Source organism: Glutamicibacter sp. 0426 (genome assembly GCF_001906485.1).
Taxonomy (GTDB): domain Bacteria; phylum Actinomycetota; class Actinomycetes; order Actinomycetales; family Micrococcaceae; genus Glutamicibacter; species Glutamicibacter nicotianae.
Map to the genome: position 1 here is coordinate 126,258 of NZ_MPBI01000006.1, position 12,651 is coordinate 138,908.

The following is a 12,651-nucleotide window of genomic DNA, read 5'->3' on the forward strand; positions in this document are numbered from 1 at the left end:
CTTCAACTAATGATTGGTAGCTTTGAATTATGACTCAGCGATCCGATACCCCTCCCGTCCTCTTCCTCAGCCACGGTGCTCCGCCGCTGGCCGATGACCAGCGCTGGACCAGTGAACTGGCCGATTGGTCCGGCACCTTCGAGAAGCCCAAAGATATTCTGATGATCTCCGCGCACTGGGAAAATGCCCCGGTGACGCTGAGCGCGACCCGGCAGAAGAACGAATTGGTCTACGACTTCTGGGGCTTTGACCAGAAGTACTACGACGTCCGCTACGACGCGCCCATGGCACCGGATCTGGCCAATGAAGTCGAGCGACTGACCTCCGCCTACGGGCACCACGTGGAGCGCGATGAGTCCCGAGGCCTGGACCACGGCGCCTACGTGCCGCTGAAGGAAATGTTCCCGGATGCCGACGTGCCGGTGGTTCAGATGTCCATGCCGACCCTGGATCCCTCGGGGCTTTTCGATTTGGGCAAGTCCTTGGCCCCCTTGCGGGATAGGGGAACCCTGATCGTCGGCTCCGGATTCACCACCCATAACCTGCGCTGGTTCAACCCGGCCGGTGGGCCGGACGTAGCCCCGCCAACGGCCTCCAGCGAGTTCGACCACTGGGCCGAAGAGGCCATGGCCCGCGGCGACGTGGACTCCATCCTGGACTTCCTGCACAAGGCTCCGGCAGCGCGCGAAGCACATCCGCGCTCGGAACACTGGGCTCCGCTGTACGTTGCGCTGGGAGCTGCCTACGCCTCGGGCGGCATCGATGCCAAGACCGCTATTGACGGTTTCTGGTATGGGCTGTCCAAGCGCTCCTGGACCTTGAGCTAATCGCTGCATGAAGCTTGACCGGCAGGAAGTGCGGCACCGCAAGGTGCCGCACTTCTGCATTTAAACAGCTCCATCGAGGTGAAAGGCATGGGGGCTGGTGGAAATCTTAGAAATTTTGCGGCGCCGGCTCGCGGGGGGGACCTGGACCAGAAGAACAAGGTCAACCCAAGTCGCTGTCTGGATAAATAGCCCGTGAATATGTTCTGCATCCGCGGTTTTCGTGACGAGGCTCACCATGGTGACGTGTTTCACGTTATGCTCTTATGGTCAGACCATAGTGGTCTGACCATATATAGGTCATCTTGCTGCAACGATCGAGTCCACGCGTGGGTGGATTTCTGCGCGAGTATGGTCAGAAAGGACCATGGATATGGACAACTTAGGTGTGCTCGCACTGTTGGCACTGGCACCGATTCTTGTGGTGGGTATTCTTCTCGCCGGGCTCCGTTGGCCCGCAAAATACGCCATGCCCGTTGGATACGTCGTTGCGGTAGTAGTCGCGCTTTGGGTGTGGAAAATGGACTTCAACGGGGTGCTCGCAGCGTCCATTGAAGGCCTTGTTATCGCATCAACCATGCTGTATATCGTCTTCGGCGCATTGCTCTTGCTCGCGACCCTGACGGTCGGTGGCGCGATGAACACCATCCGGGCGGGCTTCAATAACATTTCAGCTGACCGACGGGTGCAGGCCATCATCATCGGCTGGCTCTTTGGCAGCTTCATCGAAGGCGCGTCCGGATTCGGCACTCCAGCTGCGGTGATTGCACCGCTGCTGCTCGCTTTGGGTTTCCCGGCGATGGCCGCGGTCATGGTTGGCCTGATCATCCAGAGCACCCCGGTCAGCTTCGGTGCTGTGGGCACCCCGATTCTGATCGGTGTGAACCAGGGGCTTGGCGGCGATCCTGCTGTGGCCGAACGCATCAATGTCCTCGGATTGACCATGCCCGAATTCATCAGCAGCATCGGTTTCCAAGTTGCATTCATGCACGGCATTATAGGCCTGCTGATCCCGTTGATCATGGTCTGCATGCTCACTGGATTCTTCGGGCCGGAACGCCGCTTCAGCGACGGCTTGAAAATCTGGCCATTCGCCATCTACGCTTCACTGGCCTTCACCGTGCCTTCGGTTCTGACCGCACGCTTCCTCGGCCCGGAGTTCCCGTCGCTGTTCGGTGCGCTGGTTGGCCTGGCACTGGTGATGTTCACGTCCAGCCGCGGCTTCCTGATGCCGAAGGAGATCTTCGACTTCGGACCACGAGCCAGCTGGAACGAGCGTTGGAACGGCAAGCTCGATCCGGAAAACGCCGTAGACAACACCGTTACCATCAGCATGAAGAGCGCCTGGGCACCGTACATCCTGATGGGCGTGCTGCTAGTGCTGACCCGTGTGATTCCGGAAGTGAAGACCTTCCTGACAGGACTCCAGATTCCGGTTGCCGACATCCTCGGCACGGGAATCACCACTTCGATCCAGCCGTTCTACCTGCCTGGATTCATGCTGATCTTGGCCTCCTGCCTGGCCTTCGCCATGCACAAGATGAGCGGCGCGCAGATCGCCCGTGCCTTCAAGGTTTCGGCAGCGCAGTTGTGGGGCACCGCGGTAGCGCTGCTCTTCGCAGTGCCCCTGGTGCGTATCCTGATCCAGTCCGGCCCCGAGCTGAATAACTCTGGTCTGGCCAGTATTCCGGTGACGCTGGCCGAGGGCGCCGCGGCGGTTTCTGGTGGCGTGTGGCCGCTGATCGCGCCGTGGATTGGCGCCTTGGGTGCATTCGTCGCCGGGTCCAACACCATCTCCAACCTGACCTTCTCGCAGTTCCAGTTCTCCACCGGTGCGCAAATCGGTGTTGCTCCAGAATCGATTGTGGCAGCCCAGGCGGTTGGCGGGGCCGGTGGCAACCCCATCTCGATTCACAACATCGTGGCTGCATCGGCAACTGTGGGATTGCTGGGCCGCGAAGGCGACCTGCTGCGCAAGACCATTTTGGTCACCAGCTACTACTGCCTTGCCGGCGGCGTCATCGCGTACCTGTTCGTCTACGGCATTGGCCTGAATCCCGGAACAGTCATGCTGGTGCTCCTCCTGCTGGCGTTGGCCGGCATCGGGGCATGGATGCTCAAGCGTGATTCGGTTGCAGGTCGAGCAGTCGATCTGCGCTAGGCACCGCAGATGAGCTAGAAAGCGAAGAACAGTGGGGCGCCGGATGATTCCGACGCCCCACTGCACTTAATTGGTAACCAGATGGAGATTCAGGGCTAGCTGGTGGCTACCGCTGCATCATCGATGCGGAACAGGGTGGCCTGCGAGCTGTCTTCCACGCCCTTGAAGCGCAGGGTGACGGTCTTGCCGCGGAAGTTGCCCAGGTCGACGGTCTGCAGTTCGTAGTTCGAGCTGGCGTCCAGGTTGGACCAGGTCCCCATGTTGTAGGTTCCGTAGCCGTCCAGGACCTGTACGGTCAGCTTGTCATACTGGCTGTACGCAGTGGTTTCGTTGGTCAGCACATGCAGGTAGAACTCCAGCTGCGCAGCGGAGACATCTGCCGGGATGGTGACCTTCTGGTCCAAGGTGTAGGTGTTGGAGTTGCCCCAGCCATTCAGGCCAGCCAGGCCGTTGCCGGAACGGGCAGCCGAGCCGGTCTCGAAGGTGTCGGCGCGGTTAGCAGTCCAGTATTCCGAACCATTCTCGAAGCCCGCGTTCTTCAGCAGGTTGCCGCTAGGCTCCGGATCCGGGGTTGGCGTGGGGCCGGTGCCTTCCATGGCGTTCATGATCTTGGCAGCATCCACCAGACCGGCACCGCAACCGATGCTGCAACCGCCTGGCATCGCGCGGGTGCCTTGCTTCAATGCGGTTTCCACTGCGGCCGGGGACATCGACGGGTCGACCGACTTCATCAGCGCGACCATGCCCGCTACGTGCGGGGTGGCCATGGACGTGCCCTGGTAGAAGGTGTAGCCCTGGCTGGACGGGGTGGTGGTGCCGGTGTTGATCGTGGACAGCACGCCCTGGCCAGCGTAGCGGGTGTCGCCGCCTGGCGCGGTGACATCAATGGCCGAGCCGTAGTTCGTGTAGTACGACGGAGCGCCCGATGGGTTGCTTGCCGCTACGGTAATGACGTTCTCGCAGTTGGCCGGGCGGGAATTCGAAGCGTTCTGGCTTTCGTTGCCGGCGGCAACAACCACCGACGTGCCACGGGACACCGCCGAGTTGATGGCTGCTTGGTAGGTGGAGCCGCACGCGCCGCCACCGCCAAGGGACATGTTGATGGTGTCAGCCGGAGTCGGGTTATTCGGAACGCCTGGGACCGAACCGCCAGAGGCCCAGATGATGGCATCGGCGATGTCGGAGAGGCTGCCGCCGCACTTGGCCAGGACGCGCACAGGCTGGATCTTGGCATCCGGAGCAACACCAGCCACGCCGCTGGAGTTGTTGGTGACCGCGGCTACGGTGCCGGCCACGTGGGTGCCGTGCCAGGAGGAGCTGCCCGAGTAGCTGCCGCCGCATTCACCGGCGGCGTACCAGTCGCCCTCATCCTGCGGGTTGGCGTCCCGGCCGTTGCCGTCGCGGGCCGACGCGGAGCTGGAGACGAAGTCGTAGCCGGAAATGACGTTGGCATTCAGGTCGGAATGCGAGGTGATGCCGGTATCCAGGACAGCGACGATGCTGCCTTCGCCGGTGGCGACGTCCCACGCCGACGGCAAGCGCATGCCGTTGGTGCCGCTGTAGTGCCACTGCTCGCCGTAGCGGGTGTCGTTGGGAGTCATGGAGATCCTCATGATGGCATCTGGTTCCACCGATTCCACGAGGCCGGACTGCGCGATATCGGCCATGAACTCCTTGGCACTATCGCCCTTGAGTTTCTTGTCGGCCTTCACCACGAAGCTGCCGGTGGCCATGGCGCGCATTTCCTTGACGGACACGCCGGCTGCCTTGGCTGCTTTGCCCCAGGCCTTGGCGCGGGAGGACTTGCCCGCTTCTTTGGCTGATGCCTTGTAGGTGACGATGAACTTGTCGTAGGCTTCGCCTGATTCAACAGAACCGATCTTGACCTTGTTGTCTGCGCTGGCTTTGGGGAGGGACTTTTCAGCGGGAATCGGAACGGGGGAGGCGGTGGCCGGCAAGGCGCCAATGCCGAAGCCGCTCATGCCGATCACTACGGCCGCCGAGACGGCCAAGGTCCTCCGAAGAGGGGTGGAAAAACGTGCCATTGATGTTCTCCTTATTGGGGTTTTTGGGCGCACAAAAGTCGGTGATCAATCGATGTGGTGTGTGCCGGTAGGAGCGTAACTGCTCTTCAACTCCTAAAGGAAGTACTTCTCAAATAAATCTTTTATATTTGCACATGTACTAAAAAGGTGTTTCACATATTTCTGTGCGTCGATCCCGGCGGACTCGCGGATTCGGAAAATGAATGATGGTTATCTGCGACTTCAGCAAGCGCAAAATTTTCAGATCCGAGCTGACTAAGTCAAACGCGTAATTATTCGCATGATGTCATCAGCCTAGAGTAGCTACTTGGCAGTAGTCGATGATTTCTGGTCACGGCTTTGCGAGCGTTGGATCCTGCGCGAGGAACTTCAGAGAAGCAAGGCTAATTCTTTGAATAAAAAGTTTCGCTCCGGGTTCGGCATTCCGCGGCTGCCCGGAGCCGCGCGTGCCTAGCTCAGCAGGAAGGCGATGACCAGTACGCTGGGGAATGTCAGCAAGGTGCTTGCCAGGACCACTTCACGTGGCACAGCGACAGGCAGCTTGAATTGCTGGGCGAACAGCAAGACGTTCTGCGCGGTGGGAAGCGCCGCCATGATCACCACTCCGAGCAGTTCGATTCCGGAGAGGCCAAAAGCGAAGCGGGCTGCAAGCCAGGCGATCAGCGGCATGAAGAACACCTTGAACGCGGTCGCCAGGTAGATTTCGCCTCTCAAGTCCTTGTCTGAAAACGGGCGTTGGCCGTATAACGCCATGCCGAAGGACATCAGCAGCAGGGGAATGGACGCGTCGCCGATCATTTGCACCGGCGCATGAATGACTTCAGGCAGTTCCAGGCCGAAGAAGGAGAACACCGCACCGAGGAAGGTCGCAATAGTGACCGGGTTGGCAATGGATTTGAGGATCATTTTCCCGCCGTGCGAGCTATCCGCGGCACCGGAATTGGCGCGGGAGAGCACCGCGAACATGCACAGGTAGACCGGAGCGATAATCAGCAACTGCGCGATGAGCACCGACACGACGGGACTGGTGCTTCCCACCGCGTACAGTGCCAGTGGCACACCGATGTTTCCGGCATTCACATAGCTCGTTGACATGGCAGCAGCCGGCAACCGATGAGCTGGAGTCTTGAAGACCAGCCGCGCGACCAAAGCATAGGCGGCGCCGGTCACCACGGCAACCAGCAAGGCTATCGGGGTGAAGACTCCAACGACCGCGCGCAGATCGGTGCTGGCAAGCAGCGTGAACATCAGGGCGGGGTTGGTGATGTAGAAGATCAGCGGGGTCAGCCCCTGGGCAATCGCCGCGCGTTTCCGAGGCAGGGCGATGGATGTCAGCAGGCCGATGCCGATGAGGATCAAGACAACGGAGAACCCCTGTAGAACTCCTTGCATATTGCCTTTCCCGCCCGGAACTGGTGAATCCATAACCGGGGCTTATCGAAGCCGTGGACGGTTAAGCGGCAAAAGCCCACTCAACCGTCCACGGCGCAGTATTCAGATTACGTCGCGACCCATTAGCGAACCAGCGCGGGACTCTTCGAGTCGAAGGTCCAGCCGGGAATCAGGTATTGCATGGACACCGAATCGTCGCGCGAACCCAGCCCATGCTCAAGATACAGCTCATGGGCCTCGGCGACGCGATCCATGTCCAGGGTGACACCCAGACCGGAGCGCTGCGGAACCTTGATCTCCCCGTCCCGGATCACCAACGGCTCCTCGGTCAGGCCCTGGCCATCCTGCCAGATCCAGTGGGTATCGAGGGCAGTGATCTCGCCCGGAGCGGCGGCGCCGACCTGGGTGAACATGGCCAGCGAGATATCGAAGTGGTTATTCGAGTGCGACCCCCAAGTCAGTCCGAACTCGTTGCACAGCTGGGCAACGCGCACCGAACCCGACATGGTCCAGAAGTGCGGGTCCGCCAGGGGGATGTCCACTGCATTGGTGCGCACCGCGTGCGCCATTTCGCGCCAGTCGGTGGCAATCATGTTCGTCGCGGTAGGCAGCCCCGTCGCGCGGCGGAATTCGCTCATGACCTCGCGCCCGGAGAAGCGGCCCTCGGGACCGCAAGGATCCTCGGCGTAGGCCACCACTGCGCGCATGCGCTTGCCAAGCCGGATGGCGTCTTCGAGCAGCCAGCCGCCATTGGGATCCAGGGTAATGCGTGCGTCAGGGAAACGTTCCTTCAAGGCGATTACCGCGTCGACTTCCGCGTCGCCTGACTGGACGCCGCCCTTGAGCTTGAAGTCCTTGAATCCGTAGCGGGCCTGTGCCGCCTCGGCCAGGCGCACCACGGCCTGAGGGGTCATGGCTTCTTCGCGGCGCAGGCGCTCCCAGTCGTCCTTGCCCTGCGGTTCGCGCAGGTACGGCAGGTCCGTCGTGTCCGGGTTGCCCACGTAGAACAGGTAGCCGAGCATCGGCACCGCGTCACGCTGCTGCCCGTCGCCGAGCAGCTCGGCCACCGGCACGCCGAGGAACTGGCCGTGCAGATCCAGCAGCGCCGATTCCAGTGCGGTGACGGCGTGCACGGTGGTGCGCAGGTCGAAGGTCTGCGCACCGCGGCCGCCCGCGTCGCGGTCCGCGAAGCGGGCAGAGACCTGGCGCAGCAGCGAACGGTAGATGGCGACCGGGGCACCGGCCAGCAGTGCACCGGCTTCCTCGATGGTGGACCGGATCGCCTCGCCGCCAGGCACTTCGCCCAGGCCGGTGCGGCCCTCGGAGTCGGTGACTATGGCGATATTGCGGGTGAAGAACGGCCCGTGCGCACCGGAGAGGTTCAGCAGCATGGAGTCATGCCCGGCAACCGGGATGACCTTCACCGAGGCAATGGTGGGTTGTGCAGCCATGGATTATTCGCCTTTCGCCTGCAGGACGCCGTCGATACGGCGGGTCAAGTTCCACGGGTTGCCTGCCGCAATCGGCTTGGGCAAGAGCGCCTCCGGGAAGTTCTGGTAGGCAACCGGGCGCAGGAAGCGCTCGATGGACAGGGTGCCCACCGAGGTGGTGCGCGGGTCGGAAGTGGCGGGGAACGGTCCGCCGTGGACCATCGCATGGCCCACCTCGACACCGGTCGGCCAGCCATTGACCAGGATGCGGCCCACCTTGGTCTCCAGGGTCGGAATGACCTGGGCCGCGGTGGCGTGGTCCGCCTCGGTCAGCTGCAGCGTGGCGGTCAGCTGTCCTTCCAGGCGGGAGAGCGCGGTGGCCAGTTCCTCGCCGCTGCCGTAGCGGATGACCAGCGAGGCGGCGCCGAAGATCTCGTCCTGCAGCACCGGGTTCTCCAGCAGCTGGCTGATGCCGGCGGAGTAGACGACCGGGGCCGGGGCGTTCTCGGTGGACCCGTCCGTGCCACGGCCTACAAGCTCCACGCCTTCCTGGGCGGACAGGGTCTCGGTGCCCTTGACCCACGAGCGGTAGATTCCTTCGGTGAGCATGGTCTGCCCGGAAGTCTCCGGTGCCTGGCCGCTGATGGCGCGCACAAATTCGTCGCCAGCCTCGCCCTCGGGGACGAAGACCAGGCCCGGTGCGGTGCACAGCTGTCCCGAGGAACCGGTGACCGATCCGAGGTAGGCGGCGGCATGCGCTGCCGGGTCCTCGGCCAGTGCGCCGTCGAAGAAGATGACCGGGTTGATGGAGCTCATCTCGGCGTACACCGGGATGGGTTCCGGGCGGGCAGCGGCGGCGGCCATCAGTGCGGTACCGCCGGCGCGGGAACCGGTGAAGCCCACGGCCTTGATGGCTGGATCCTTCACCAGCGCCTGGCCGATGGAAGCACCCGGGCCGTAGACCAGGGAGAAGACTCCCGGATGCAGGCCGGCATCCTTGACCGCCTTGGTGATCGCCTGTCCCACGATTTCGCTGGTGCCCGGGTGGGCATTGTGCGCCTTGAAGACCACCGGGCAGCCGGCAGCCAGCGCCGAAGCGGTGTCGCCGCCGGCGGTGGAGAAGGCCAGCGGGAAATTCGATGCGCCGAAGACCGCCACCGGGCCTACCGGGATCTTGCGCTGGCGGATGTCCACGCGCGCTGCCGGGGCGCGCCCGGGCAGTGCCGGGTCCACGCGCACGCCGTGCTGGTCGCCCTGGCGGATGACCTGGGCGAACAGCCGCAGCTGGCCGGTGGTACGCCCGCGCTCGCCGATCAGGCGCGCCTCGGGCAGGCCGGTCTCGGCCATGGCGCGGGCTACCAGTTCGGTGCCCACTGCCTCGATGTTATCCGCGATGGCATCCAGGAAGTCAGCGTGCTTCGCCGGTTCCAGACAGCGGAAGGAATCGAAGGCCTCGGCCGCGGCAGAGGTGGCAAGCTTCAGCTGCTGCTCATCGATGAGGCTGTAGGCAGGTTCCAGCGGCTCGTTGGTCGCCGGGTTGTAGCCGTTGACCGTCCGGCCGCTGCCTTCGGTGCTGGTTCCGGCGAGGATGGACTGGCCGGCCAGGTTCTGCGTTGTGGTGCTCATGAATTACTCCTGAGTCGAATTCTTGGTGTGCCTGAAGTGCGAATGCCCGTTAGAGGCTTGCACCGGCAGGAACGATGCCTGCCTTCTGGATCAGCGCCGACAGGTCCGCCAGGTCCTGCTCGGTCAGATCCTGCAGCGGCGGGCGCACCGAGCCGGAGTCGCGGCCGATGGCCTTCAACCCGCCCTTGACGATGGACACGCCATAGCCCTTGACTCGGTCGCGGATTTCCAGGTACGGAAGTACGAAGCGGTTCAGCTTCTCGTTGACCGCCTGCAGGTCCTGGGCGCGGACGTCCTTGTAGAAGTCCAGCGCGAATTCCGGAACGAAGTTGTACATGGCCGAGGAGTAGGTGCTCATGCCCAGCTGCAGCAGCGGCAGCGCGAAGGTCTCGGCGGTAGGCAGCCCGCCCAGGTAGAACAGGCGGTCCCCGTTCTTGGCGTACACCTTGGTCAGGTGCTCGATATCGCCCAGCGCGTCCTTGAAGCCGATGAAGTTCTCGTGGTTGTCTGCCAGCCGGGCAACGGTATCAGCCGAGTAGATGGCGTTGGCACGGTTGTAGACGATCACGCCGGTCTTGGTTGCGGAGCAGATGGCCGATACGTGCTGGTAGAGGCCCTCCTGGTCGCATTCGGTCAGGTATGGCGGCAGCAGCAGCAGGCCTTCGGCGCCCGCGGCCTCGGCGTCCTGCGCATTCTGGATGGCCTGCTTGGTGGAGCCGCCGGCCGAGGCAAGGACGGGAACGCTGGTTCCCGCTTCCTCGACAGCCAGTCGGACTACCCGTGCTGCTTCTTCCGGGGTCAGCGTGAAGCCTTCGCCGGTGCCGCCGGCGGCGAACAGGCCAGCGACGTCGAAGCTGGACTGCCAGGCCAGGTGGTTGCGGTACGCGGCCTCGTCGATTTCCAGATTCGCGTCAAACGCGGTGACCGGGAAGGACAGCAGGCCGTCCTTGAGCTTGGCGGCAAGTTCGGCGGGGGTGTACTGGGCCATGATTCGTTCCTTTGACTGGGTTCCTGCATCAAGTGAAGCGGGAAAGCTGGGGTGGTGCGTTGGTATCACCCTCAGCCTAGGAACCTTCAATGATGCCTGTCCAAGCCCATATTTGTATTGTTTGATACCTGGTGTGCATCATTCGGCGTGCAGCGTGTGGCGCACAATCGAGACCAGCCGCTCCAGCGCCGGATTGCGCGAGGACTTGCTCCAGATGGCGTGCAGCTGCACCGGATCATCGGTGACCTCGCCCAGCCTCAGGTAGCTGACCCCGCCCACGCCCAGCAGCTTGGCGCTCTCCGGGACGAAGGCGATGCCGCGCCCTGCGGAGACCAGTGCGATCATGGTCAGCACCTGGCTGACGGTATGGCGCACGTTCTTGTGCTCGATCTCGATGCGGCGCACCACCAGGTCATAGAAGTAGCGGGCCTTGGTGGAGGAGTGCATGATCAGCGGTTCATGGCGCAGGTCCTCGAACAGCACCTCGCGCTGCAATTTGGCCAGCCGGTGGCCGGACGGGACTGCCACGTAAAGCCCTTCGGTCAATAGCAGTGCAGACTCGAAGAGGTTCTCATCGAAAGGCGGGCGGGCCAGGCCCAAGTCGATGTCGCCATCCAGCAGGGCATCGACCTGCTCGCCGGTCACCATCTCCGCTAGCTCCAGATGCACCTGCGGCATCTGCGCCGAGATTTCCTCCAACAGCGTGCCGAGCAGGCTGAATCCCGATGCCGCGGTGAAGCCGATGCGCAGCTCGCCCAGCTGGCCGGCAGCGATGCGGCGGGCGTTGTCAGGGGCGCGTTCGGCGGCCACGACCAGCCGCCGGGCATCCTGCAGGAAGGCGTGGCCGGCCGCGGTAAGCGCCACGCGGCGGTTGTCGCGCTCGAGCAGTTCGACGCCGACCGTGCGCTCGAGTTTCTGGATCTGCCGGCTCAGCGGCGGCTGGGTCATGTTCAGCCGTTCCGCCGCGCGGCCGAAGTGCAATTCTTCCGCCACCGCGACAAAACTGCGCGCTTGGTCAAGGGTGAACATTCAATACCTTTCGGGAATCATTCAATGCATTTATGAGCTTGGACATGCATCATATCCGCTTTCTAGTCTGTAACGAAGGACACAGCGATGAGCCGCTGCATGGTTTCATTGCTTGTTGGTCCGCACTCGACAAACTTAGGAGCAATCACGATGACTACTCGCTTGACCCGACGCGCCCTGCTCAGCCTCACGGCAGCCGGTACCGCGCTGGCCCTGACCGCGTGCGGCGGCAACGTGGGCGGCTCCGCCGCCGAGTCCAGCTTCCCCTCCGGTCCGGTCACACTGACCGTCGGCCAGGCGGCTGGCGGCTCGACAGACCTCATCGCCCGCGCCACGGCCGACGGGATGAAGGACTCCTTGGGCGTGGCCGTGCCGGTAGTCAACAAGCCGGGCGCCAATGGGGCACTGGCCACCCAGGAAGTAGCGCAGATGGAGCCCGACGGGCAGAACCTGATCCTGCTCAACGCTTCGCTGATCACCATTACCCCGCTGGCTGTATCCGAAGAAGAAGCGGTCTCCCTCGATGACCTGGATGTGCTCATGGGACTGTCGCAGGATGACTATGTGATGGTGGCCAGCAAGGACTCGGGCCTCAAATCGCTGGATGACATCAAGAGCAGCGGCAAGTCGCTGAACTTCGGCACCACCGGCGTGGGCACCGGGTCGCAGCTGGCCCAGGAACTGCTGCTGGCCCAGGCCGACATCGAGGGCACCATGGTGCCTTTCGACTCGGGCTCGCCAGCGCTGACCGCCGTGATGGGCAACCAGGTCCAGGTCTCGACCGTCCAGCTGGGCGAAGCCAAGCCGCAGATCGACGCCGGCACCGTGACTCCGATCGTGATCTTCTCCAAGGAACGCAACGAATACCTGCCTGACGTGCCGACCGCCATCGAGTCCGGCTACGAGGTCCCGGTCTCCCAGTACCGCGCAGTCGCCGCGCCCAAGGGACTGGACGAGGAAACCAAGACCAAGCTGGTCGACTCGATCAAGGAAGCCGTGGGCACCGAGGCCTATGCGGATTTCAACGAGAAGAACATGCTCACGGCCAACGAGATCACCGGCGAGGAAGTCGTAGACGAATGGAACGACTTGGCAGCCAAGTACAAGGAACTGACCGAAGAGCACGGCATCTCGCTGGCCACCAAGTAGCCAGCGC

General features: G+C 62.9%; 9 protein-coding genes. 3 read left to right on the plus strand and 6 right to left on the minus strand.

Features of this window, described 5'->3' with window-relative positions:
* Nucleotides 1-29: 29 nt before the first annotated feature.
* Both BKX98_RS14675 and BKX98_RS14680 read left to right on the plus strand, forming a co-directional pair.
* A complete protein-coding gene (locus tag BKX98_RS14675) occupies nt 30-827 on the plus strand; it encodes a dioxygenase (RefSeq protein ID WP_073707806.1) in 798 nt (265 codons plus the stop codon).
* Between the two features lie 370 nt (nt 828-1,197).
* On the plus strand, nt 1,198-2,985 hold the full coding sequence (locus BKX98_RS14680; protein WP_143181146.1) for an L-lactate permease: 1,788 nt from the start codon (nt 1,198-1,200) through the stop codon (nt 2,983-2,985).
* A 95-nt stretch (nt 2,986-3,080) separates the two neighbouring features.
* Here BKX98_RS14680 and BKX98_RS14685 read toward each other — a convergent pair whose 3' ends face one another.
* The 6 genes from BKX98_RS14685 to BKX98_RS14710 form a co-directional block, all read right to left on the minus strand.
* A complete protein-coding gene (locus BKX98_RS14685; protein WP_073707808.1) occupies nt 3,081-5,030 on the minus strand; it encodes a S8 family peptidase in 1,950 nt (649 codons plus the stop codon).
* A 450-nt stretch (nt 5,031-5,480) separates the two neighbouring features.
* Nucleotides 5,481-6,422: an AEC family transporter gene (locus tag BKX98_RS14690; RefSeq protein ID WP_073707809.1), complete on the minus strand. Its 942-nt coding sequence runs from the start codon at nt 6,420-6,422 to the stop codon at nt 5,481-5,483.
* Between the two features lie 122 nt (nt 6,423-6,544).
* A complete protein-coding gene (locus BKX98_RS14695; RefSeq protein WP_073707810.1) occupies nt 6,545-7,873 on the minus strand; it encodes an enolase C-terminal domain-like protein in 1,329 nt (442 codons plus the stop codon).
* Between the two features lie 3 nt (nt 7,874-7,876).
* Nucleotides 7,877-9,478, minus strand: a complete 1,602-nt coding sequence (locus tag BKX98_RS14700; RefSeq protein ID WP_073707811.1) for an aldehyde dehydrogenase (NADP(+)) — start codon at nt 9,476-9,478, stop codon at nt 7,877-7,879.
* 49 nt (nt 9,479-9,527) lie between these two features.
* The gene (kdgD, locus tag BKX98_RS14705; RefSeq protein WP_073707812.1) at nt 9,528-10,466 is read right to left on the minus strand and encodes a 5-dehydro-4-deoxyglucarate dehydratase; all 939 of its coding nucleotides are present in this window, start codon (nt 10,464-10,466) and stop codon (nt 9,528-9,530) included.
* A 138-nt stretch (nt 10,467-10,604) separates the two neighbouring features.
* On the minus strand, nt 10,605-11,495 hold the full coding sequence (locus BKX98_RS14710; protein ID WP_038993320.1) for a LysR family transcriptional regulator: 891 nt from the start codon (nt 11,493-11,495) through the stop codon (nt 10,605-10,607).
* 150 nt (nt 11,496-11,645) lie between these two features.
* On the opposite strand from BKX98_RS14710, the gene BKX98_RS14715 reads away from it, so the two are divergent.
* Nucleotides 11,646-12,644, plus strand: a complete 999-nt coding sequence (locus BKX98_RS14715) for a tripartite tricarboxylate transporter substrate binding protein (protein WP_073707813.1) — start codon at nt 11,646-11,648, stop codon at nt 12,642-12,644.
* Nucleotides 12,645-12,651 lie beyond the last annotated feature (7 nt).